At 55.6% G+C, this 21,487-nt stretch carries 23 protein-coding genes and 1 tRNA gene; 13 read left to right on the top strand and 11 right to left on the bottom strand.

The window, feature by feature from the left end; all coding sequences use genetic code 11:
* Positions 1-49: 49 nt before the first annotated feature.
* A complete protein-coding gene (locus ACYX4J_RS22585; protein ID WP_282930780.1) occupies positions 50-550 on the top strand; it encodes a hypothetical protein in 501 nt (166 codons plus the stop codon).
* A 239-nt stretch (positions 551-789) separates the two neighbouring features.
* Positions 790-966 (top strand): hypothetical protein, encoded by a 177-nt coding sequence (locus tag ACYX4J_RS22580; RefSeq protein ID WP_413663747.1) that lies wholly within the window; start codon positions 790-792, stop codon positions 964-966.
* A 40-nt stretch (positions 967-1,006) separates the two neighbouring features.
* Here the strand turns inward: ACYX4J_RS22580 and pyk are convergent, their stop codons facing one another.
* Complete coding sequence (gene pyk / locus ACYX4J_RS22575) at positions 1,007-2,443, bottom strand: pyruvate kinase (protein ID WP_476177590.1); 1,437 nt, start codon at positions 2,441-2,443, stop codon at positions 1,007-1,009.
* A 177-nt stretch (positions 2,444-2,620) separates the two neighbouring features.
* On the opposite strand from pyk, the gene ACYX4J_RS22570 reads away from it, so the two are divergent.
* Entirely contained in the window at positions 2,621-3,094 is a 474-nt protein-coding gene (locus tag ACYX4J_RS22570; RefSeq protein WP_413663749.1) for an META domain-containing protein, read from the top strand.
* A 64-nt stretch (positions 3,095-3,158) separates the two neighbouring features.
* Entirely contained in the window at positions 3,159-3,719 is a 561-nt protein-coding gene (locus ACYX4J_RS22565) for an META domain-containing protein (protein ID WP_444934451.1), read from the top strand.
* A gap of 90 nt (positions 3,720-3,809) precedes the next feature.
* Here the strand turns inward: ACYX4J_RS22565 and smrA are convergent, their stop codons facing one another.
* The 6 genes from smrA to ACYX4J_RS22535 all read right to left on the bottom strand — a co-directional run bounded on the left by smrA (position 3,810) and on the right by ACYX4J_RS22535 (position 7,217).
* Positions 3,810-4,397, bottom strand: a complete 588-nt coding sequence (gene smrA, locus ACYX4J_RS22560) for a DNA endonuclease SmrA (protein WP_282930775.1) — start codon at positions 4,395-4,397, stop codon at positions 3,810-3,812.
* Between the two features lie 18 nt (positions 4,398-4,415).
* Positions 4,416-5,279, bottom strand: a complete 864-nt coding sequence (locus tag ACYX4J_RS22555) for an SDR family oxidoreductase (RefSeq protein ID WP_282930774.1) — start codon at positions 5,277-5,279, stop codon at positions 4,416-4,418.
* Positions 5,272-5,724 carry an acyl-CoA thioesterase gene (locus ACYX4J_RS22550; protein WP_282930773.1) on the bottom strand — a complete coding sequence of 151 codons (453 nt, stop codon included), beginning with the start codon at positions 5,722-5,724 and terminating at the stop codon, positions 5,272-5,274. Before ACYX4J_RS22550 ends, ACYX4J_RS22555 begins: the two co-directional genes overlap by 8 nt.
* Positions 5,725-5,857: 133 nt before the next feature.
* On the bottom strand, positions 5,858-6,349 hold the full coding sequence (gene secB, locus ACYX4J_RS22545; protein WP_282930772.1) for a protein-export chaperone SecB: 492 nt from the start codon (positions 6,347-6,349) through the stop codon (positions 5,858-5,860).
* A gap of 160 nt (positions 6,350-6,509) precedes the next feature.
* Positions 6,510-6,770, bottom strand: a complete 261-nt coding sequence (gene grxC / locus ACYX4J_RS22540) for a glutaredoxin 3 (protein ID WP_282930771.1) — start codon at positions 6,768-6,770, stop codon at positions 6,510-6,512.
* 30 nt (positions 6,771-6,800) lie between these two features.
* Positions 6,801-7,217 carry a rhodanese-like domain-containing protein gene (locus ACYX4J_RS22535; protein WP_282930770.1) on the bottom strand — a complete coding sequence of 139 codons (417 nt, stop codon included), beginning with the start codon at positions 7,215-7,217 and terminating at the stop codon, positions 6,801-6,803.
* Positions 7,218-7,433: 216 nt separating this feature from the next.
* Here ACYX4J_RS22535 and gpmI point away from each other — a divergent pair, with 216 nt between their 5' ends.
* The 3 genes from gpmI (at position 7,434) to ACYX4J_RS22520 (ending at position 11,839) form a co-directional block, all read left to right on the top strand.
* A complete protein-coding gene (gene gpmI, locus ACYX4J_RS22530; protein ID WP_476177589.1) occupies positions 7,434-8,981 on the top strand; it encodes a 2,3-bisphosphoglycerate-independent phosphoglycerate mutase in 1,548 nt (515 codons plus the stop codon).
* The gene (locus ACYX4J_RS22525; protein ID WP_475709153.1) at positions 8,981-10,108 is read left to right on the top strand and encodes a murein hydrolase activator EnvC family protein; all 1,128 of its coding nucleotides are present in this window, start codon (positions 8,981-8,983) and stop codon (positions 10,106-10,108) included. Before gpmI ends, ACYX4J_RS22525 begins: the two co-directional genes overlap by 1 nt.
* 372 nt (positions 10,109-10,480) lie before the next feature.
* Positions 10,481-11,839 (top strand): S41 family peptidase, encoded by a 1,359-nt coding sequence (locus ACYX4J_RS22520; RefSeq protein ID WP_413663753.1) that lies wholly within the window; start codon positions 10,481-10,483, stop codon positions 11,837-11,839.
* Positions 11,840-11,886: 47 nt separating this feature from the next.
* Here ACYX4J_RS22520 and hisF read toward each other — a convergent pair whose 3' ends face one another.
* Genes hisF through hisB form a run of 4 tightly spaced genes read right to left on the bottom strand, consistent with a single transcriptional unit; the run spans position 11,887 to position 14,668 of the window.
* Positions 11,887-12,648 (bottom strand): imidazole glycerol phosphate synthase subunit HisF, encoded by a 762-nt coding sequence (hisF, locus tag ACYX4J_RS22515; protein WP_282930766.1) that lies wholly within the window; start codon positions 12,646-12,648, stop codon positions 11,887-11,889.
* Positions 12,648-13,379, bottom strand: a complete 732-nt coding sequence (gene hisA / locus ACYX4J_RS22510; RefSeq protein ID WP_476177588.1) for a 1-(5-phosphoribosyl)-5-[(5-phosphoribosylamino)methylideneamino]imidazole-4-carboxamide isomerase — start codon at positions 13,377-13,379, stop codon at positions 12,648-12,650. The genes hisF and hisA overlap by 1 nt, the downstream gene beginning before the upstream one ends.
* 48 nt (positions 13,380-13,427) lie before the next feature.
* Positions 13,428-14,081, bottom strand: coding sequence for an imidazole glycerol phosphate synthase subunit HisH (gene hisH / locus ACYX4J_RS22505; RefSeq protein WP_476177587.1), 654 nt, complete (start codon positions 14,079-14,081; stop codon positions 13,428-13,430).
* A complete protein-coding gene (gene hisB / locus ACYX4J_RS22500; protein WP_282930763.1) occupies positions 14,081-14,668 on the bottom strand; it encodes an imidazoleglycerol-phosphate dehydratase HisB in 588 nt (195 codons plus the stop codon). The genes hisH and hisB overlap by 1 nt, the downstream gene beginning before the upstream one ends.
* 125 nt (positions 14,669-14,793) lie before the next feature.
* On the opposite strand from hisB, the gene ACYX4J_RS22495 reads away from it, so the two are divergent.
* The 6 genes from ACYX4J_RS22495 (at position 14,794) to ACYX4J_RS22470 (ending at position 21,252) form a co-directional block, all read left to right on the top strand.
* Positions 14,794-15,084 carry a hypothetical protein gene (locus ACYX4J_RS22495; RefSeq protein WP_476177586.1) on the top strand — a complete coding sequence of 97 codons (291 nt, stop codon included), beginning with the start codon at positions 14,794-14,796 and terminating at the stop codon, positions 15,082-15,084.
* A gap of 82 nt (positions 15,085-15,166) precedes the next feature.
* Positions 15,167-17,269: a TonB-dependent receptor gene (locus tag ACYX4J_RS22490; protein WP_476177585.1), complete on the top strand. Its 2,103-nt coding sequence runs from the start codon at positions 15,167-15,169 to the stop codon at positions 17,267-17,269.
* Between the two features lie 165 nt (positions 17,270-17,434).
* On the top strand, positions 17,435-19,594 hold the full coding sequence (locus ACYX4J_RS22485; RefSeq protein WP_444940437.1) for an AsmA family protein: 2,160 nt from the start codon (positions 17,435-17,437) through the stop codon (positions 19,592-19,594).
* A 79-nt stretch (positions 19,595-19,673) separates the two neighbouring features.
* Positions 19,674-20,759 (top strand): A/G-specific adenine glycosylase, encoded by a 1,086-nt coding sequence (gene mutY / locus ACYX4J_RS22480; RefSeq protein ID WP_444898274.1) that lies wholly within the window; start codon positions 19,674-19,676, stop codon positions 20,757-20,759.
* Between the two features lie 15 nt (positions 20,760-20,774).
* Positions 20,775-21,050 carry an oxidative damage protection protein gene (locus ACYX4J_RS22475; RefSeq protein ID WP_282930759.1) on the top strand — a complete coding sequence of 92 codons (276 nt, stop codon included), beginning with the start codon at positions 20,775-20,777 and terminating at the stop codon, positions 21,048-21,050.
* A 126-nt stretch (positions 21,051-21,176) separates the two neighbouring features.
* Positions 21,177-21,252: transfer RNA gene (locus ACYX4J_RS22470), tRNA-Phe, on the top strand.
* The last annotated feature ends 235 nt before the right edge of the window (positions 21,253-21,487 follow it).

Here is a 21,487-nt window from a genome sequence, read left to right as displayed (position 1 = left end):
CCCTGCCGGGCCTCTCCGGGGGGAAATTCCACTTACCGGAGAAAGCACTATGAATAGAGCTGTTAAAACGGTGATTCTCACCGCCACGGTGTGCACAGCCCTAGCCCTGGGTGCCTGTGCCACCGATGGTTACTACACCACCTACACCAGTTACGGTGGCCCAAGTGGAGGGCAAGTCGCTTACACCTCCTCCTACGCTTATCCCTATGCCACGCCCAACTATTACGCTTCGAGTAATGTCTATTTAACTTCCTACAGGACACCGGTTTACCAAACCGTTGGTTTCACACCGGTGAATACCTATTATTACCGCGGTGGCTACGCCAGTTACCGATCCGCATCATTCCGCGGCCACCCTCGCTACCGGGCTCGCTATTACTATCGCGGAATGCCCTACTACAACCGTTTCTATTACCCTCGGTCGCCCCATGCCCGCTACCGGGCCCATCACCGAGGCTATAGAAGTTATCACCGCGGCGGTTATCGCGGCTACCGGGGCCATAGAGGCCACTATCGTGTTCGCGGTGGACACCATCGCGGTAGACGCTAACTCCAAGCTTTATTAGGTAACTAACCCCGCTGTAGCAAACCATCAAAAGACGCAGCGGGGTAAGTTAATCGCCAACCTCAGTGCAACCGCCCACTTAAATAGCCTCACCATCCAAGCTCACTGTCGCCACTTTTAACAAATTGGCGCGTTATACATCTCAATGACAGCTATTACCTCTACCCTGAATAAACAAGTTATTCGGGGATGCGTCACTCACACTACTCAAAGAGGTAACTGCGGTGCAGAAAATACTACTTATTCTGCTTGCCGTGGCCCTGGCGACAGGAGTTGCCGGTTGTTCGACAACCGCGCCCCAGGGAAGCCCAAAGTCATTAACCCTTGACGGTCAGAAGTTTCGCTGTGTTGAGCAGGAATTGGAGACCAAGGTACTGGTTAGATGTGTTCGTGCGGGGTAAGTTATTTGCACTGTGAGAATTTGTAATTTAATCGTTTGTATCAGGGCACGCGGACAATACGCAGGGTATCGGTGTGACCACCAATATCCTGTTGATAGCCCCGGGATATCAAAACGAAGTCCCCTGAAATTAGCAGTTCCTGATCCAGCAAATAAGAAATTGCTTTTTGATCTCGCCGCGGGCCGTCCATATTGGAGACATCCATTAATACAGGGTCAACGCCACTGTAGAGGGCTACACGATTGCAGCACTTCTGGTGCCGACAAAAAGCGTAAATAGGAATTAATGCACATACTCTCGACATCAATAACGCAGTATTTCCAGTTTCAGTCTGGCAAATAATGGCTTTAATTTCTCGGCAATGATTCGCGATGATCATGGCGGCCATGGCGATACACGCATCACCCGCAGGGTAATCGCCGCGAAGGCTTTCCGGCGTGGAATAAATTTTACGGTGTTTTTCTGCCCCAAGAATCACTTCAGCCATATGCTTAACGGTTTCAATAGGATATTCACCTGCCGCTGTCTCAGCAGATAACATTACCGCATCAGTACCATCCAGTACTGCATTGGCCACATCGCAGACTTCTGCTCGAGTAGGTACCGGACTCGAAATCATCGACTCCATCATTTGTGTCGCAGTAATAACGACCCGATTGAGATAGCGGGCATAGCTGATTAAATGTTTTTGTACTCCCATTAATTCTGCATCACCAATCTCCACGGCGAGATCACCGCGCGCTACCATAATGGCATCACTGGCCAAGATGAGCTTCTCAAGGCGAGCATCATTGGATACCGCCTCAGCCCTTTCGATTTTGGCAATAATATGTGCGGTGCCACCCGCCTCTCTGAGTAACTTTCTCGCTTTGTGAATATCGCGAGCATCGCGAGGGAAAGAAACGGCTAAATAATCTACCTGTAACTCGGCGGCAACTTTGATATCCCGATGGTCTTTTTCTGTCAGTGCCGGCGCAGTCAGGCCACCTCCCTGCTTATTTATTCCCTTTCTATCAGATAACCAGCCACCATTTTCAACCTCGGTTTTTAATGACAGACCAATAATTTTTTTGATGCGCAAACTCAATCGGCCGTCATCCAGTAACAGGCAGTCTCCCTCATTACAGTCTTCTGCGAGTGCTTCATAATCAACCCAAACACCTTCAGGACTGCCACTTTCTTTATCCCAATCAGGGTCCAAAATAAATTCTTCACCTTTGCGCAGATATATACGCCCATCAGTGAATTTTCCGACACGAATTTTGGGCCCCTGTAAATCTCCCAGCAGGGCAATATGTCTGCACTGACGCTCGGCTTCTTCACGGACAAATTTTGCCCGGCGCCGGTGATCATCAATTTTTCCATGAGAGAAGTTAAGGCGAACCATATCCACACCGGCCTTGATTAATTGCCGAAGTGTTTCTTCTTTATCGGTAGCTGGACCCAGGGTGGCAACAATTTTGGTGCGCCTGATCATATCGACGACCGTCCTTTAATCGATGGCCAAGTACTATTTTTTTACATCAGTGCAAGCATAGCTTGTCACTGCTGTCGTCTCGTCACGGCAGCCAACAACTAAGCTTTTGTGAAAGCCGAAAAGTGGCTGGCTTGGGTGTGGGCTGGAGAAGGGTTTGTGTTTGGGAGTTATTCGTCGATGAGTAGGTTGGTACAAATATGGCTTCTGGGAGCCCTATTAGTTGTCGGCGGATGTCTAACAAACCGAATAGAAGAAGCCCAAGTTGTTCAATCCTCAGGCAGTATGGGAGCAGTCTGTGGTAAGAAGTGGCAGCTGGTGCGCCTGCGCGTCAATGGTGGGGTGGTCGACATCCAGAGGCCTGCGGACTTTACCTTTGTCTGTAATCTCCAAGGCAATGTCATGGGGAGAAGTGGCATAAACACCTATCGGGGAGAGGTGCAGGTAACCGATAACGGGCAGTTACTTTGGGATACCTCCAGCTTTGTCTCTACCAAGATGGGCGGCCCCGAACCCTTGCTGCGGCAAGAGCATGCCTACCTCGGTGCCCTCGCCGCCACTCGCCAGGCATTTACCAAATCGCGCGGGAATCGTTTGATACTTCGTGACCCCTCCGGTGATATCTATATAGAATACGTAAAGGCCGGACCTTGAACGCCGCCACAGAAGACCTGTAAATTTTTAGGTTAAATGTCGCAAAATCAATGAGAACGACATCATGCCACGTCGTGCTTTTTACTTACTACTGACTATTATCGTATGCAACCTGGTGCTTGCAGGCTGCAGCACCCCCAGTCCCCCTATTCCCCAACTCCAACGATCGGCTTGGTCTGCCTGCGAGCACGAGTGGGTGCTATCGAGCTTGTATTACTCCGGGCGCACTTATGACTCAACCCTGAGCTGGAGCAGGTTTTGGCGGGATAGACCCTTTTTCAAATGCGATCAATTTGGTTACGTTAGGGGCAACAGTGGCACCAATCCGTACCTGGGGCGATTTTCTCTCACTAGCAGCGGTGCTTTCACCTGGGAGCGGATTCCCGCTATTGCGCGCATGGGGGGAGCACACCCCAGCGATGAACTGGAGATCGATTACCTCAATGCCCTGAGAAAGTCTGATTTGATTGTTATCGTGGGTAACAAGATGATGATCAGCAATACCGATGGCAGTGCCTATATTGAGTTTGAACAAGTAGACCGCAGCTACCGCCAGGCCCAACCCTATAAAAAAGGCGACCCATTGGGTCGCCAGAATGACAATCAAGAAGAATCAAAAAGATGAGCTTTAGGAGTCTAAAAAAGCACTCTTGAGGGGAAAGCCTCAGCGGCGCATCTTAATTTGCATAAGTGACAGAAAAGTTACAAAAGAACCTTAACGGCGTCTTTGATGTATCTCCAGATTCTCCTGCCGCTTGCGTTCACTCTTTCTCAGCAGCAGATAAGTCGCTCCCAAGCCCCCGTGTTGGGGTTGCGCACTGTGAAAAGCCAGTACTTCATGCAGCTGCGGCAACCAGTGATTGATACAGCTTTTCAATAACGCCGGCTGCTTACGCCCCTCACCCTTACCGTGGGTAATCAGGGCACAGCGCACATCCGCTTCAACACAATCACGGATAAATTCCATCACGGCCCTGCGCGCCATCTCCACAGAGTGGCGATGTAAATCCAGGCGCGCATCTATGCTGTATTTGCCCAGGCGCAAATTGCGATAGACCCCGTTTTGCACACCATCGCGCTTGAATTCCAACGGATCCCATGGCTCTACCAGATCAATATATTCACCGGACAGGGGGTTCATTTCCCGCTCTGTCAGGCGCGTGGCAGCGGCGCGGCGCTCCCGCAACATAGACTCAGATTGCTTCGGCTCCTTGCGCAAATTGACGCGGCGCTCCTGCGCCAGCGGTTTAACGTCTCCCATTTCACCGAGAGCGTCTTTAAATAATTTGCTGTCGCTGCTCACAAATACCCCCTGCCAGCGTCAGTCGAGAAATAAATCCTTGGTTAAATTGTCTGCATTGGCTGGATTGTGGGCATAACCGGTGAAATCCTTCACACCGCGCTCTGCCAACAGCTCTTCATCGATTAGCTGGCGACCGCTCAAGGCGACATCTTTAGTCGTCAGTATCTCGTAGGCCGCATCGGCCATAATTGAGGGCTTGCGGCTCTGCTCAAACATATCACGACTACCCACCGCAAACTCAATCGCAGCGGTGGCCACCAGCGTGCGCGGCCACAAGGTGTTCACGCTGATCCCCGCCTCACGCAGCTCTTCCGCCAAGCCCAGGCTGAGAATGGTCATACCAAATTTTGACAGGGCGTAAGGAGCGAAGGGCCCCAACCACTTGGGCTGGATATTCAGCGGTGGGCACAGGCTGAGGATATGGGCGTTGTCAGCTTTTTTCAGGTAGGGAGTCGCCAAGTGGGCGGTGAGATACACCGCGCGACTGTTGATACTCTGCATCAGGTCGTAGCGCTTGGGTGGTGTCGACTCAACATTGGTCAGGTTGATCGCGCCCGCATTATTAATCACAGCGTCGATGCCGCCAAATTTTTCGGCAGCCTCCGACATAGCCTGCTCTACTCGCTGCTCATCGCGCACATCCACCTGTAGGGCCAGGGCATTGCCGCCGGCTTTCTCCACTTCCTCCGCCACCGAGAAGATGGTTCCCGGAAGCTTGGGATGTGGTTCTGCCGACTTAGCGGCAATCACAATATTGGCACCATCCGCCGCGCATTTGAGGGCAATCGCCCGGCCGATGCCACGACTGGCACCAGTGATAAAGATAGTCTTGTCCTTAAGCGCCCCTGAATTGTTGGTCAGGGATACAAACTCTTCACTCATTTTTTTCAGCCTCCGGGGCAGTCACTGCCGGACTGTAAATTTCCTTGAAGATCGCCGGCATACGTTTTGGCTTGCCAGTGGAAAGCTCAATGCACACCATCCGCCATTCGGCCCGCAATACCAATGCCTTATCGGCGGCGCGAAACACCTGAAAGCGGCGAGTCATATTCAGACGCCCGTCCACCTCAGTGAGCCAGGTGCCAAACAGCAATTCCTCCCCCTCTCTGGCCGCCAGTATATAGTCATACTCGCCATGACGAATTGCCATTCCCCGGTCAAGCTGCTGATAATTCGTGACATCCAAACCCAGGGCTGCGCTGTGCGCCCAGGCGGTGGCCTCACACCAGCGCACATATTCCGCATTGTTGGCATGACTCAGACCATCCACATGTTCGGCGCCAACCGTCACTTTGGTGATAAATGGGTTTGGCAGATCCCACTGCATAAGCGGCTCCAGGTTTGTGCTGCGGTTGCGGAGGGATAGTCAGTAAAATGGACGCTATCCCCGGGGAGATTACAGATATAAAAAAAGGCCCCGCTAAGGGACCTTTTTATCGTGCCAGCTGGGCTAAAACGAATTAAGCGTTCGCTTGAGCGCCCTCTGCTTCTTTCTGTGCCTTATCGAGGGCAGCAGCGAACAGAGCGTCGAAGTTCACCGGCGGCAACATCAGTGCCGGGAAAGAACCTTTAACTACAGCGTTATCGATCACTTCGCGAGCGTAGGGGAACAGAATTTGCGGGCAGGCAGTATTCAGGGCCTGGGCCAGCTGTTGACCTTCAAGGCCTTTGATACCGAACAGGCCAGCTTGTTTTACTTCCACCAGGAAAGCGGTGTCTTCTTCCAGCTTTACGGTGATAGTCAGGGTCAGAGCCACTTCGTACAGATCGTCCTCGATCTTCGCAGTCTTGGTGTTCAGCTCCTGATTAACCTGGGGCTTCCACTGCTTTTTGAAGACCTCGGCACCCATCGGGGTTTCGAAGGAGAGGTCTTTCAGGTAGATGCGTTGCATCGCAAATTGTACTTGTGGAGCCTCTGCGTTTGCCGCTGCGCCATTTAATTCTTCAGCCATGTTACAGCCTGTTCATTATAAAAAGTTTATTGATGCCTTCCGTGAGAAAGACTCCGGTAATAACTCAACAGTTGGGGCCTCGATAAAACGTTTCAAGGCCCAGACCGGATAAATAGCAAAAACTGGGGACCGCATGTTGGCGGCCGCGTCAGTTTTCCGCTTATCCCGCTGCTTTCAGCAATTTGTCGAGTCGGCCACCGCGCTCCAACGCCATCAGGTCGTCGCAACCACCTACATGCTTATCGCCAATCCAAATCTGCGGCACAGAGCGGCGCCCCGCCTTGTCAGCCATTTCTGCGCGCAAGCCGGGATTATTGTCCACAGGGATTTCGCGATAAGCGACACCCTTGCTATCCAGTAGCTGCTTGGCGCGAATACAGTAGGGGCAGAAACGGGTGGTATAAATGACAACATTCTGCATGACAAAACTCCGTCAAACTTATACTTCAGGTTAACCTTTGCCTTTAACGACAGGCAGGTTCTGGTTAGCCCACTCGCTCATTCCGCCCTGCAGGCGACGCACTTGGAAACCTTTCTGTTTCAGCATGCGCCCCACCGGACCTGCGTGCTGCCCCATCTTGTCAGCGACAATAATGGTCTTGTCTTTAAACGGTTCCAGCTCGGCAATGCGCTCAGCCACATCCCCGTGGGGAATATGCAGGGAGTCGACAATATGACCGGCAGTGAACTCGCTGCGATCGCGAATATCCAGCACCTTGGCCCCGTCGCTATTGATCAGCTTGGTCACTTCATGAAGTGATGCCGGCTCGCCAGACTTGAATCGCTCAGTCAAAACAAATGCGTAAAGCAATGCCACAAGCAGGCCGACCAACAGCCACTGCTCAGCTAAAAAGTCGAGAAAATCCACTTCGCCCCCAAAATCCTCAAGTGGTAATCAATAGGGCGCTACGGCGCCCAATGCCGGCGGGAGTATACACGATCATGGCGAAATTCTAATCAACCAAATCCCTCCGCCCCAGCCTCTTTGTAATCCGGCTTAAGCTAAATAACATGGTGAAATACCAGCCCCACAGGTTAAAATCCGCGTCCGCAATTTAACCCTTGGAAGAGGAATACTGTCGCTATGGCCGCTACGCAAGCCCCGCAAAAACGCCCCCTGGTCCTGCTGATTCTGGACGGCTTCGGCCACAGCGACAATCCCGAGCACAATGCGATTCACGCAGCCAAGTCTCCGGTTTGGGACAATATCTGGTCGACCCGCCCAAAAACCCTGATCCAGACGTCCGGGATGGCGGTGGGCCTGCCCGATGGACAAATGGGCAACTCGGAAGTCGGCCATATGACACTGGGTGCCGGTCGAGTGGTCTACCAGAACTTTACCCGGATCAACAAAGCCATCCAGGACGGCGACTTCTTCCGCAATACCGCTTACACCACTGCGGTCGATAAGGCTATCGCCAATAACGGCGCCGTCCATATTATGGGACTCCTATCCGAAGGCGGCGTACACAGCCACGAAGACCATATTGTCGCCATGATAACCCTGGCGGCACAGCGCGGCGCCCGCGCTATTTATGTACACGCATTTCTCGATGGCCGCGACACCCCACCGCGCAGTGCCGAACCATCCCTGGCGCGCCTGATGCAGGTGTGTGACTCCGTCGGCAATGCCCATATGGCTACCCTGGCCGGGCGCTACTTCGCCATGGATCGCGACCAGCGCTGGGAGCGCACCGAGTCCGTTTACGACATGCTGACCCTGGGTACAGCAGAGCACAGTGCCAGTGACGCCCTGGCAGGACTGGCCTCGGCCTATGAGCGCGGTGAAAACGATGAATTTGTCGCGCCAACGGTGATTGGCGAGCCCGCTCCGATCCAGGACGGCGATGCCCTTATCTTTATGAATTTCCGCCCGGATCGCGCGCGCCAGTTAACCCGCGCTTTTACCGAGCAGGACTTCAGCGGCTTCGAGCGCAAAGCCAAGCCGCAGCTGGCGGACTTTGTCATGACGACCGAATACGCTGCCGATATCCACGCCAGCTGTGCCTTCCCGCCAGAAAACCTAGTCAACTCCCTCGGCGAGTACTTGTCTGCAGAGGGCAAAACCCAGCTGCGCATCGCCGAGACAGAGAAGTATGCCCACGTTACCTTCTTCTTTAGCGGCGGCCGCGAAGAGCCCTACAACGGCGAAACCCGTGAATTGATCAAGTCACCGGATGTGGCCACCTACGACCTGCAACCGGAAATGAATGCGCCAATCGTCACTGACAAACTGGTAGCGGCGATTGAGAGCGGCGAGTACGACGCCATTATCTGCAACTACGCCAACGGCGATATGGTCGGCCATACCGGTGTTTTCGAGGCGGCGGTAAAAGCCGTCGAAGCCCTGGACCAGTGTGTAGAGCGCGTCGTAAACGCCGCTCTGACTGCCGGCGGCGAGGTGCTGATTACTGCCGACCACGGCAATGTGGAAGAGATGTTCGACGCCAACTCCGGCCAAGTCAGCACCCAGCACTCCACTCTGCCGGTGCCTTTTGTTTATATCGGCGAGCGCAATGTGCAAATGTGTGACGGAGGTAGTCTGGCGGATGTAGCACCAACCATGTTAGCGTTGATGGATCTGCCACAACCGGCGGAAATGACCGGCCAAAGTTTGGTAAAAATGGACTGATGAAAACTCTCGTACTCTTCCTGATCGCCCTGATTTCCCTGCCCGCCTGGAGCCAGGCAGAGGGAGATGAGCAGGCGCGCCTGGCGCAAATCAAGCAACGCATTGAGTCCCTGCAACAGGAACTCAACCAGGTGCGGGGCCAGCGCGACCAATTGCTCAAGGATTTGGAAGAGAACGAGAAAGATATTTCTGGGCTGCACCAGCGCATAGACAAGATCAAACAGGATATGCGCAGCCGCTCGGACAAGCTGCGCGAACTCCAGCAGGAACAACAGCAACTGCAAGAGTCGCGACGAAGTATGCAGCGGCGGGTCGAGCAGGAGATCGCCGCCGCATACCGACTAGGCCGACAGGAGCAGATCAAGCTCCTGCTCAACCAGCAAGATCCACAGAACGTCGCCCGCCATCTCCGCTACCACGATTACTTCCTCCAAGAACGCAGCCGCATCATAGACACTTACCTTGAAACCCTCACCTCACTGGAAACCGTATCCGCCTCCATTGAGCGCGAGCGCGAGACCCTGAAAGCGGAGCGAGAGCAACTGCAGAAACGCCAGAGCAAACTGCGCGTCGCACAGCAGAATCGCAAGGACACGCTGGATAAACTTGCGGCGCGGCTCTCCGATGGCAGCGGTGAACTCAAGCAGCTCCAAGGGGATCGCACACGCCTGCAAAAATTGATCGACGAAGTAGGCCGCGCCATCGCCTCACTGGTAAACCCCAGCGAGCAAAAACCCTTTGCGCGCCAGCGGGGCAAGATGCAGTGGCCTGTTGATGGCCGCCGCGCCAATGCCTATGGACAGCGCCGCGCCAATGGCATCACTTGGAAAGGTGTCACCTTGCGCGCCAATGAAGGGGAGCCGGTGCGGGCGATCCACCGCGGCCGCGTGGTTTTCTCCGATTACCTGCGCGGCCACGGCATGCTGGTTATCCTGGATCATGGAGAGGAGTACATGAGTCTCTACGCCCACAACCAGTCCCTCACCCGCAATATTGGCGAGTGGGTGGAAAGTGGTGACACCATCGCTCGGGTTGGCAATAGCGGTGGACTCAGCCATAGCGGTGTTTACTTCGAAATTCGCCACCGGGGTAAAGCGCAGGACCCTACAGTTTGGTGCCGCTCCTGATCGGAGCTGGCACAGAGGGCATAATACGAGGCGTAAAATCCCGGGCATTTTCCACGCACCCGTTATAGAGCCCCCTCGCAAATCACAGCGATCGGGATTACACACCCGCCTAATGCTCTCCACTTCATCTCACGACTCCCGCCGCTGTGCTAATTAAATGAGAAAGCACCACGACGAAAAGCTGCGGAGTAGCGGCTTTTTTATCGCCAAAAGAGAATAAGAGCGGGAGCCAACCCAGGTGTAAGACCCCTGGGCTTATGACGACTAAGATCGTGACACTGTAGAATTTGGCGTCCGCTTAGAATCCCTGCCAATCTCTGCGGTCTACACTTTCGCAAAGCAGCGAAGAAATAAGGCAGAGGTCACAACAACATGTTTATCCCCAAGGCGCTGACAACCTTGATCGGCGCAGCCGCTCTGACAGCCCTGCCTTTAATGGGTTTGACCGACGGCGATAGCCATTCCCAGGTGGCTGCAGACACTGAAGCCCGCCTGCCGCTGGAAGATCTGCGCAGCTTTGCCAAAGTTTTCGAGCAAATTCGCCAGGGCTATATCGAGGAAGTGGACGACCGCACCCTGCTGGAATACGCCATCAAGGGCATGCTGCAAGGCCTAGACCCGCACTCCTCCTACCTTGATCGCCGATCCTTTGACGATTTACAAGCCAACACCACCGGTGAGTTTGCCGGCCTCGGGATCGAGGTGGGCATCGAAAACGACCATATCACCGTCGTCACCCCCATGGACGACACCCCCGCCTCCCGCGCTGGCCTCAAGGCCGGCGATGTCATACTGCGCTTGTCGGGCAAATCCATGAAGGGCGTGAGCCTGGATGAAGCGGTGGAGTGGATGCGTGGGCCCAAGGGCAGCAGTGTCACCCTGACCATCGCTCGCAAAGGTTTTAAAGAACCTTTCGATGTAACTCTCAAGCGGGACACCGTGCGCGTGCGCAGTGTGCGCAGCAAAGTCCTCGATGATGGCTACGGTTATCTGCGCATCAGCCAGTTCCAGCTGGACACCGGCGCCGATGTGGCCGACGAGCTGATCAAGTTGCAGAAGAAAGGCGCACTGAAAGGGCTAGTTATCGACCTGCGCAACAACCCCGGTGGCGTGCTGCAATCCTCGGTGGAAGTAGCGGATGCATTTTTGGAAGAGGGCCTGGTGGTCTACACCGAAGGTCGCAATGAAGCCGCCAACCTGAGCTATTCCGCCGAGCCGGGCGATTTAACCGAAGGCGCTCCGCTGGTTGTATTAATCAACGCGGGCTCCGCCTCTGCAGCGGAAATTGTCGCCGGCGCCCTACAGGACCACCGCCGCGCAGTGGTGATGGGCACCGACAGCTTCGGCAAGGGCTCGGTCCAAACGGTGATCCCTATCAATAATGAGCGCGCCATCAAGCTGACAACTGCGCTCTACTTCACTCCCAATGGCCGCTCAATACAGGCCCAGGGCATCACACCAGATATCGTGGTAGAGCGGGTGAAAGTTACCCGCTTGGACGACTCTCCCAGACCCACTGAAGCGGATTTGGCCGGGCATCTGGACAACGGTAACGGTGGTGCCGACCGGACTTCTGAAGACCGCTCGAGAGAACAGGAAGAACGGGAAGACTGGATGGATCGCGACAACCAAATCTTCGAAGCCCTCAATGTACTCAAGGGCCTCAATCTCTACGCTCACAGGGACAGGGGTTTGCGCGAGCGCCTTGCCCGCGCAGACGAACAGCAGTAAGCAGAGTGCGGCGGGCCCTGGGCCCGCCGTGCAAGACCTACACCTACCTACAAGCGCATTTCAATCCCTGCGCTGTGCATAAACGCTTTCGCTTCGGCAATGGTGTATTCGCCGAAGTGAAAAATACTCGCAGCCAATACCGCATCCGCACCGCCGTGCAATACGCCATCCGCCAGGTGCTGTAGATCTCCCACACCACCGGAAGCAATGACTGGCACTTGAACCGCCTCAGTAACTGCCCGGGTCAGGGCCAGGTCAAAACCGTTCTTGGTGCCGTCGCGATCCATACTGGTCAGCAGGATTTCGCCGGCACCGTATTCGGCCATCTGCCGGGCCCAGGCCACAGCATCGATGCCAGTGGGCTGGCGCCCGCCATGGGTGAAGATCTCCCAGCGGCCCTCTCCCACCTGCTTGGCATCAATGGCCACCACAATACACTGGCTGCCAAAGCGCTCGGCGGCCTCGCGTACAAACTCGGGATTTTTCACCGCCGCTGAATTGATTGCAGTCTTGTCCGCACCGGCATTCAGCAGATTGCGGATATCTTGCAAGGTGCGCACACCGCCGCCGACAGTGAGGGGGATAAACACCTCATGGGCCATTTTCTCCACCGTGTGCAGGATGGTATCGCGCTGCTCATGGGTGGCGGTGATATCGAGGAAAGTGACTTCATCCGCGCCCGCTTCGTTGTAGCGGCGGGCAATTTCCACCGGGTCGCCGGCATCGCGGATATCGACAAAGTTAACGCCCTTCACCACGCGGCCGTTGTCCACATCCAGACAGGGAATAATACGTTTCGCCAGAGCCATTATTTGTTCCGTTGGTCGCAAAGCTGCTGCGCTTCGCGCAGGTTCAACTTGTCTTCATAGATCGCCCGGCCGGTAATCGCACCGTAGATTTCACCGGCATCCAACAGCTGTTCAATGTCCTCAATGCTGCTGACACCGCCGGAGGCAATAATAGGCACCTGCACTGCGCGGGCCATTTCCAGAGTCGCCTCAATATTGACGCCTTGCATCATCCCGTCGTGGGCAATATCTGTATAAACAATAGAGCTGACGCCACAATCGGCAAAGCGCTTGGCCAGTTCTGTCGCCTTCAGCTCGGAGACCTCAGCCCAGCCCTCAGTAGCCACCAAGCCATCTTTGGCATCGAGCCCGACAATAATATGGCCCTCAAACTCGCGACACGCCTCTTCCACCAGCTTGGGATTTTTTACCGCCGCAGTGCCGATAATCCCCCACTGCACACCGGCATCCAGATAGCGCTCGATAGTGTGCAAATCGCGAATGCCTCCGCCAATTTGCACCGGTAAATCGGGAAACTGTTTGGCGATAGCAGTTACCGCTTCACCGTTCACCGGGTTGCCGGCGAAGGCGCCGTTCAAGTCCACCAGGTGCAGGCGCTTAGCCCCCTCGTTCACCCAGTGCTGGGCTGTCGCCAGGGGATCATCGGAAAATACAGTGGCGTCATCCATCTCGCCCTGGCGCAGGCGCACGCATTGGCCGTCTTTTAAATCTATCGCGGGAATTACAATCATGTCTTTTCTTACGTCGGCAGTAATTTCAGTGTGATCGGTGAGCTGGGTCTATTGAGCCCGGCCGTTCCAGTGGACAAAGTTCTTTAACAGCTGCAAGCCAGCCTCGGCACTCTTCTCCGGGTGGAACTGGGTGGCGAAGATATTCTCCCTGGCAACTGCGGCAGCCAGAGGGACACCGTATTCAGTTTGCCCGGCAATATCCGGGTTTTCAGCAGCCGGCACATAGTAACTGTGGACAAAGTAGAAACGGCTGCCATCGGCAATATCGGCCCACAGGGGGTGCGGCTGCCGCTGCTGAACACTGTTCCAGCCCATATGGGGCACCTTGAGCCGTTCAGCACTCTGCGCCGGGGGAATGTTGTCGCCGAAGAATTTCACCGGCTCCGGGAAAATCCCCAGGCAATCAACGCCATTATTCTCCTCGCTGTGGTGCATCATGATCTGCATACCCACACAGATACCCAGCACCGGGGTACCCACACTGATGGCCTCGCGAAGCAGCGGCGAAAAACCCGCATCGACAAACCCTGCCATACAATCCCGAATGGCACCCACACCGGGCACCACCAGGCGCTCTGCGCCCTCGGCCTGCTCCGGAGTTTGTGCCAGCTCCACCTCGGCCTCCGGCGCCACCTTGTTCAGGGCGCTGGCCACCGAGTGCAGGTTGCCCATACCGTAATCGAGTACCGCAATCTTACCCATCACAAGACTCCTTTGGTGGAGGGCATGGTGCCGGCCATACGGGGGTCCGGGGTCAACGCCATACGCAGGGCGCGGCCAAAGGCTTTAAATACAGTTTCCACCTGATGGTGAGCGTTGTGGCCACGCAGGCAGTCAATATGTACTGTTACCAGCGCGTGATTGACGAAGCCCTGGAAGAACTCAAAAAACAGTTCGGTATCAAAGTTGCCGATCCGCTTCTGGGTGAAAGGCACATCCATAACCAGGCCGGGCCGCCCGGAGAAGTCGATTACGACCCGGGAAAGCGCCTCATCCAATGGGACATAGCTGTGGCCGTAACGGGTCATCCCCTTTTTATCTCCCAGCGCTTCGGTAATGGCTTTGCCCAGGGTAATGCCGATATCTTCCACCGTATGATGGTCATCGATATGAATATCGCCATCGCAGCTAATGTCCATGTCGATCATGCCGTGGCGGGCAATTTGATCGAGCATATGCTCCAGGAAAGGAACCCCAGTCGCGAACTTGCCATGACCTTGGCCGTCCAGGTTAACGCTGACTTGAATCTTGGTTTCCAGGGTGTCACGGGTGACGCTAGCTGTACGCATCGAAAGCGATCCTTATTTGCACGATAAGACAGAGGGCGCAAATTATAGGATGAATGACATCCCCTGTGGCTCTCTAGTGTCAGATGAAACTTGATTCGTAATTGTTTAGCCCTATCATGCTCCGCATGGTTACTCTAAAGCGCCGAAAATCCCATTACTGGGCCAGCCTGTTCCTGTTACTCGCCGTAGTAGCAGCTCAGCCGCTGTGGGCGGAGCACTTTCACCTGGGCAATACCCAGGTAGAGATGTGTGACCTGTGTTGCATGCATTCACCTGCAGCACTCGGCAGCGAGCCATTGCTCGTACAGGCTGAGCCCCAAAGTCACTATGAACGGCCCTCTGCGCCAACCGCGCGCGATCGCCAGCCAGAGCGCCAGAGTGCGCGCGCCCCTCCCTTCTTCCTGTCACTCAGCTAACACCCAAAAACCGATATTTTTTAGTGAATGCCCGCGCTGGAGCGCGTATGGCATTGTCCGCCTGTGACAGGAATTAAAAACAATGACTAAGTTCAATACTTTGGCCCTGGCTATTGCCAGCTTGGCCGTGTCCGCTATTTGCGCCGCAGAAGACAGCAACAAACTGGAAGAAGTTAACGTCACCGTATCTCCCCTGGATAAGCCCGCCGACGCAGTAGCTGCGCCGGTATCGGTGCTCTCCGGCGAGACCCTGCGCAAAGCCGCTTCCGCCACCCTGGGCGAAACCCTGAAGAACCAGCCGGGAGTGGCCAACGCCTCCTTTGGCAGTGGCGTGGGCCTACCGGTTATTCGCGGCCAGAGCGCCAACCGGGTGAAGATCCTGAACGACAATCTGGATGTCTCTGACGCCTCCAACACCAGCGCCGATCACGCCGCCAGTATCGAACCTCTACTGGCGGAGCGCATCGAGATACTGCGCGGACCGGCGGCACTACGCTACGGCAGCGGCGCTATCGGTGGGGTGGTAAATATTATCGACGGTCGCATCCCCACTGACGTACCCGAGAAAGTTGAAGGCGCGGTTGAGATGCGCCACGACACTGCCAACAACCAGGATGCCTCGGTATTCCGCTTTACCGGCGGTGCCGGGCAGCTGGCCTGGTACTTCGACGGTGTCTACCGCGAAAATGACGACACGGAAATTCCCGGCCTCGCTATTGTCGAGCACGAGGAACACGAAGAACACGACGAGGACGAAGGCGAGCACGAGGAAGAATTCAACACCGACGGCTACGTCGGCAACACCAACGCCCGCGCCCACAGCTACAGCGGTGGAGTTTCCTGGATTACTGAAAGTGGCTATATCGGTCTGTCAGTAAACAAGCTTGAGAACAACTACGGCATTCCTCTCGGCACTCACGAGCACCACCACGATGATGAGGAGCACGACGAGGACGATCACGAGGAACACGAAGAGCATGAGGAGGAGAGCGAAGTCGAAGCTGTGCGTATCGATATGGCGCAGACTCGCTACGACCTCAAAGGCGAGCACCGCTTCAACAGCAACTATTGGGACAAGTTACGCCTGCGTATCGGCTATAACGACTACGAGCACGTAGAGTTGGAAGAGGACGCAGCCGGTACCCGCTATGCCAACGAAGCCTGGGAAGGGCGCTTGGAAATCACCCACGACAGCGGTAGCGAGTGGCGTGGCGCCTATGGCCTGCAGTTATCCGATAAAGACTTTACCTCTGACGAAGGGGCATTTATCCAGCCCTCCCGCACCCGCAGCGCCGGCCTCTTCACCATGAAGGAACGCGAATGGGGCAACTGGCACCTGGACCTGGGCGCGCGTATTGAGCGTGTCGATGTCGATCCTGAGTACGAAGAAGACCGTGACTTCAACCTGTTCAGCACCAGCGCTACCCTGCAGTACTTCCTGCAAGAGCACCAGCATATCAGCGTCGGTGCCACCCGCTCCGAACGCGCCCCGGTAGCCGAAGAGCTGTTTGCCGACGGCGAGCACCTAGCCGAGGGCACATACTTAATTGGCAACAGTGAACTGGACAAAGAGCGATCCATTAATCTGGAGTTGGGCTATCACCACCACAACGAAGCGGCCAGTGGCTGGCATGCAGCGCAGATTGAAGCCAGCGTCTTCTACAACCGCATCGGCGATTACATCTACGCGCAAAACACCAATGAGTTGTTTGAAGAAGAGCTGCCCATCTACGCCTATGGCAACCGCGATGCCACCTTCTACGGTGCTGAAGCCTCGGTGAAATTTCCCCTGCGCAGCAACTTCTACCTGACTCTGTTTGGCGATGTTGTGCGCGCGAGCTTCGACGAAGATATCGCCGGTGAGAGTTCCGATGTGCCGCGCATGCCTCCCCTGCGCCTGGGTCTCGCCCTGGGAGCAGAGTACGACCAGTGGGGTTGGGAATGGCGCACAGTCGAAGCTGCGGACCAGGATCGCGCCGGCGCCTACGAAGAAGAAACCGACGGCTATACCCGTATGGACCTGAGTGCCCACTACAACTTCAACATCGGCAGCAGCGACGCGGTGATCTTCGCCAGCGCCCGCAACCTGCTCGACGAAGAAATTCGCAACTCCACCTCACTACTGCGCGACTACGCTCCTGAAGCTGGTCGCAGCGTCGAAGCCGGTGTGCGGTTTATTTTCTAATAAACACCTGCTTCAATGGCCCCGCAGTGCTTTCCCAGCCTCGCGGGGCTGCATCTCCTACAATTCCGGCATAACCTATTTGTAGAAGTGCGCGGGAACATCGAGCCGCGCTGCGGCGTCATATGCGTGACACCACACGACAAATACACAGGGACAATGCTCTCCATGGCCTGGATAAAGCGCACTTTTATCGCACTTTTAATCGTTTTCCTGCTACTCGCTGGCGCCGTCGCCTGGCTGTTAGCAGGACTCGACATCAACCAATACAAACCCCAGTTAGAAAAACTCGCTGCCAAACAGGGCATCTCCCTGCAACTGGAAGGTGATATCGGCTGGCAGCTGTGGCCCAAGCTCGGCCTGCAACTTGAAGATGTACAGCTGGCACCATTAAAGCTGCCAAAACAAACTCTGGTGAAAGCAGAAAAAATTGCCATTGGCGTGGCCCTCAAGCCACTACTGCAACGCAAAGTAGAGGCTGAGGAGATAGTCCTGGTAGCTCCGCAAATTGAGCTCACCGTCGACAAAGAAGGGCGCGGCAACTGGGAGCTGATTAGCGAGGCCCTGGAAGCTCAGAGCAAGCAACCTCCCAAACTCTCTATCCCCAAGGAACAGGAAGAGCCATCACAACAACAGGTCGACCTGAGCCTGCAAAAGCTGCGTATCGAGAAGGGCGTGGTGCTCTACAGCGATGCCCAGACTAACAAAGAGTACAAAGTCCAAGACCTGCAGGTAAGCGTTATTAACCTGGTACCGGGTGGCGAACCGGGCAAACTCACTGCCGCAGCAGACCTTACCGGCAGCGACCTCAAACACCCGCTGAAGCTAAAAATTGATAGTACCCTCGCCCTGGACGAGGGCCTCAATGGGCTGCGCCTGCAACCGCTACAAGTAGACCTCACCTCTGAGAACAGCGCCAAGGCCAGCCTGCATATGCGCGGCTACCTGCGCAGGGACAGCAACACCCAACCCTGGCGTATACAACTAAACGTTAACGCCAATGCCGACCCTCTGCGCCCCTGGTTTGAACTGACGGGCACGGAAATCGATACCCGCGATAAAGCGGCACTGCAAAAGCTGAGTATCGAAGCGAGCGTGGAAGGTACCGAGCAAAAACTCGACCTGACACCACTGCAATTGAAACTGGACGACGTCACCTTTAGCGGCAACGCCCAGTTGCGCAACGCAGAAATGCCCGGGCTGGACCTGAACCTGCGCGGCGGCGCCTTTAACCTGGATAACTACCTGCCCCCTTCGAACGAAGATGAGGCTGGAGCCGCTTCGGCGGAACAAACCGAGGGAGTGGAAGCACAGAGTGCGCAGGCTCCCGCCGCTGAAAGCAAAAAGCAGGGAGAGCAGGCGGCACAGAGCGATCAAACTGAAACCGCAGAAAAACCAAAGAGAACAGTAGCTGCCAAACCGCCCGCAGCAGAACCCCTGCCACTGAGCGACCTGCGCGGCTTCAATGCCAATATCAACCTGGCACTGGACCAACTGCAAGCCGCTGACCTGCAAATGGACAGCCCAGAAATCCAACTCACTGTGGATAACGGCCTCTACCGACTGCAAAAATTGAGCGCCGATATCTATGGTGGCCAGCTGAACACGAATGGCCAGCTCAACGCTCGCGCCCAGTCCGCCGAGGCGCAGATGCGCGGCGGTCTCACCAATGTGGATATCGGCAAGGTCCAAGCTGCCCTCTTCCCCAGTGAAGAAGTCCAGCTGGCTGGGGAAGCCAGCGTTAACTGGAGTGCCAGCACCAAAGGTAAAACATCCACAGCTTTAGAGAAAAACCTGCGCGCCTCCGTTGAGGTTTCCAGCAAGGAAATGTCGATTTCTCCATTCAATCTGGAGAAAAACATGTGCCAGCTGTTCAGCTACGCGGAAAATACCGAAATGCCCACCCGGGACTGGCCCAACAGCACCGGACTGCAGGACCTTCGCGCCACCATCGCGGTGAAAGGCGACCAGGTGGATGTGAGCGAAATTCTCGCCGGTATCGAAAATATCGCCCTGACCGGTGACGGAGAGGTGGACCTGAAGAAACAGGACTTCGACTTCAAGCTCGGCCTGGCCCTGGTGGGCGAGAGCACCTCCGCCGACGGCTGTACCGTGCGCAACAAGCGCTGGCGCAACCGCCCGCTGCCGCTGCGCTGCAAGGGCGACTTCGACGATGTGAACATCAGCACTTGTAAACCCGACAGCCGCCGCCTCGACGACTTGCTGCGGGAAGAACTGAAGCACAAAGCCGAAAAGAAATATGGCGATAAAGTTGAAGAAAAGGTCGACGAACTGAAAGAAAAATTGAAAAATCTCTTCGGCCGCTAAGGCCCCGCTAAAGTGCACCGGGGCCCGCCCGGTGCACAACTCCAGCGTTCAACCACAGATTCCAGCCCGCAGTATCCCCATGACCCCAAAGCAGTTCCAAAATGCCGTCCTGAAATGGTTCGACAAACACGGGCGCAAAGACCTGCCCTGGCAGCAAGACATCAACCCCTATCGGGTTTGGGTGTCCGAAATCATGCTGCAACAGACCCAGGTCACCACGGTTATTCCCTACTTTGAGCGCTTTATGCAGAGCTTCCCCACCCTAGAAAGTCTCGCCCGCGCTCCCCAGGACAAAGTCCTGGCTCACTGGAGCGGCCTCGGCTACTACGCCCGCGCCCGCAACCTGCACAAATGCGCCCAGACGGTGCTGGAGGAATATGGCGGGGAGTTTCCCCAGGACGTAGAGGAACTGACCGAATTGAGTGGCATAGGCCGCTCCACCGCTGGCGCTATTGCCAGTATCAGTATGGGACTCAGGGCGCCGATCCTCGACGGCAACGTCAAACGGGTGCTGGCCCGTTTTCACGCAGTGGAGGGCTGGCCCGGACAGACCGCAGTTGCCAATCAACTGTGGCAACTGGCCGAGACCTATACCCCAAACCAACGCGTTAACAACTACACCCAGGTGATGATGGACCTGGGTGCCACCCTGTGCACCCGCTCGAAACCACGCTGCGAGGAGTGCCCGGTGAAAAAATCCTGTGTGGCTCACTCCCAGGGCAACCCACAGGATTACCCCGGCAAGAAACCGCGCAAGGAAAAGCCGGTGCGCAGTGCCACCCTGCTCTTGCTTGAACACAAAGGTGAAATCTATCTGGAACAGCGTCCGCCCAGCGGTATCTGGGGAGGACTCTGGAGCCCACCTGAAGCCGACAATACCAGCGACTGGCTCAAGGCAAAGCGCTGGCGTGCCAGTGACGTCCAAACCCTGCCGACCCTGCGACACACCTTCACTCACTTTCACCTGGATATTTCCCCGGTGTGGGTACAACTGAGCAAAGTCCCAGCACAGGTGGCGGAGAGCGGCGCTGGCTGGTATAAACTGCGGCGTTTAAACCGCCCTCGTGCGGCCCAGGAACTGGGGCTACCCGCCCCTATCGTCAAGCTGGCAAAACAACTACTGGCGCTGCAGGCTCCCCTGCTCACGCCGACCACTGCCGACTAAAACCAGGAGGAGTCCATGTCCAGAACCGTATTCTGCCGCAAGTACCAAGAGGAATTGGAAGGTCTGGATGCACCGCCCTTTCCCGGCCCCAAAGGCATGGATATCTTCGAGAACGTTTCCAAAAAAGCCTGGCTGGAGTGGATGTCCCACCAGACCATGCTGATTAACGAAAAGCACCTGAACATGATGGAACCCTCAAGCCGCGCCTACTTGAGCGAGCAGATGATGAAGTTCTTGAGCGGCGAGGAATACGACGCAGCCGACGGTTACGTTCCGCCGGAACAGCAGTAACACAAGGCCCCGAAGCTTCCCCGGCAAAGAAAAAAAACTTTTTTATAATCAAGGGGTTGACTCTGACCCGGGGAAGGGCTTTAATACGCGCCTCGCGACGCAGGGGAAGCCCAGCAAGATCGCAAAGCCCGGATAGCTCAGTCGGTAGAGCAGGGGATTGAAAATCCCCGTGTCGGTGGTTCGATTCCGCCTCCGGGCACCATATTAAAAAGCCTCATCCGCAAGGATGGGGCTTTTTTTATGCCTTTAAACTGCCTCCCCATCACCGCCACAGCGGTGCAACTGCCACTAGCAAAGCTCACAGATAAAACTCACGGTAGGGGCCAGCAGAAAAAGTAGGTCAATAATCAGAGCAACTTAAAAACACTAAAAGAAAGCGGTTCCCTGAATACAGTTTTGAATAGTACTTCCCCAGCTAGCGCCCTTGCCTTCAAATC

It is taken from the genome of Microbulbifer sp. ABM4_008, assembly GCF_056311705.1.
Note: the sequence above shows the minus strand (reverse complement) of the source record. Positions and strands in the feature narration are given on the sequence as shown.

Bases quoted from the DNA above. Each gene is read 5' to 3' on its own strand.
- ACYX4J_RS22565 (WP_444934451.1), top strand. From the start codon at position 3,159: ATGCCACGTCGTGCTTTTTACTTACTACTGACTATTATCGTATGCAAC.
- hisF (WP_282930766.1), bottom strand. From the start codon at position 12,648: ATGGCTCTGGCGAAACGTATTATTCCCTGTCTGGATGTGGACAACGGC.
- ACYX4J_RS22490 (WP_476177585.1), top strand. From the start codon at position 15,167: ATGACTAAGTTCAATACTTTGGCCCTGGCTATTGCCAGCTTGGCCGTG.
- hisB (WP_282930763.1), bottom strand. From the start codon at position 14,668: ATGCGTACAGCTAGCGTCACCCGTGACACCCTGGAAACCAAGATTCAA.
- grxC (WP_282930771.1), bottom strand. From the start codon at position 6,770: ATGCAGAATGTTGTCATTTATACCACCCGTTTCTGCCCCTACTGTATT.
- ACYX4J_RS22495 (WP_476177586.1), top strand. From the start codon at position 14,794: ATGGTTACTCTAAAGCGCCGAAAATCCCATTACTGGGCCAGCCTGTTC.
- pyk (WP_476177590.1), bottom strand. From the start codon at position 2,443: ATGATCAGGCGCACCAAAATTGTTGCCACCCTGGGTCCAGCTACCGAT.
- mutY (WP_444898274.1), top strand. From the start codon at position 19,674: ATGACCCCAAAGCAGTTCCAAAATGCCGTCCTGAAATGGTTCGACAAA.
- hisA (WP_476177588.1), bottom strand. From the start codon at position 13,379: ATGATTGTAATTCCCGCGATAGATTTAAAAGACGGCCAATGCGTGCGC.
- ACYX4J_RS22475 (WP_282930759.1), top strand. From the start codon at position 20,775: ATGTCCAGAACCGTATTCTGCCGCAAGTACCAAGAGGAATTGGAAGGT.
- ACYX4J_RS22520 (WP_413663753.1), top strand. From the start codon at position 10,481: ATGTTTATCCCCAAGGCGCTGACAACCTTGATCGGCGCAGCCGCTCTG.
- ACYX4J_RS22525 (WP_475709153.1), top strand. From the start codon at position 8,981: ATGAAAACTCTCGTACTCTTCCTGATCGCCCTGATTTCCCTGCCCGCC.
- ACYX4J_RS22570 (WP_413663749.1), top strand. From the start codon at position 2,621: ATGAGTAGGTTGGTACAAATATGGCTTCTGGGAGCCCTATTAGTTGTC.
- ACYX4J_RS22485 (WP_444940437.1), top strand. From the start codon at position 17,435: ATGGCCTGGATAAAGCGCACTTTTATCGCACTTTTAATCGTTTTCCTG.
- gpmI (WP_476177589.1), top strand. From the start codon at position 7,434: ATGGCCGCTACGCAAGCCCCGCAAAAACGCCCCCTGGTCCTGCTGATT.
- hisH (WP_476177587.1), bottom strand. From the start codon at position 14,081: ATGGGTAAGATTGCGGTACTCGATTACGGTATGGGCAACCTGCACTCG.
- secB (WP_282930772.1), bottom strand. From the start codon at position 6,349: ATGGCTGAAGAATTAAATGGCGCAGCGGCAAACGCAGAGGCTCCACAA.
- ACYX4J_RS22585 (WP_282930780.1), top strand. From the start codon at position 50: ATGAATAGAGCTGTTAAAACGGTGATTCTCACCGCCACGGTGTGCACA.
- ACYX4J_RS22555 (WP_282930774.1), bottom strand. From the start codon at position 5,279: ATGAGTGAAGAGTTTGTATCCCTGACCAACAATTCAGGGGCGCTTAAG.
- ACYX4J_RS22550 (WP_282930773.1), bottom strand. From the start codon at position 5,724: ATGCAGTGGGATCTGCCAAACCCATTTATCACCAAAGTGACGGTTGGC.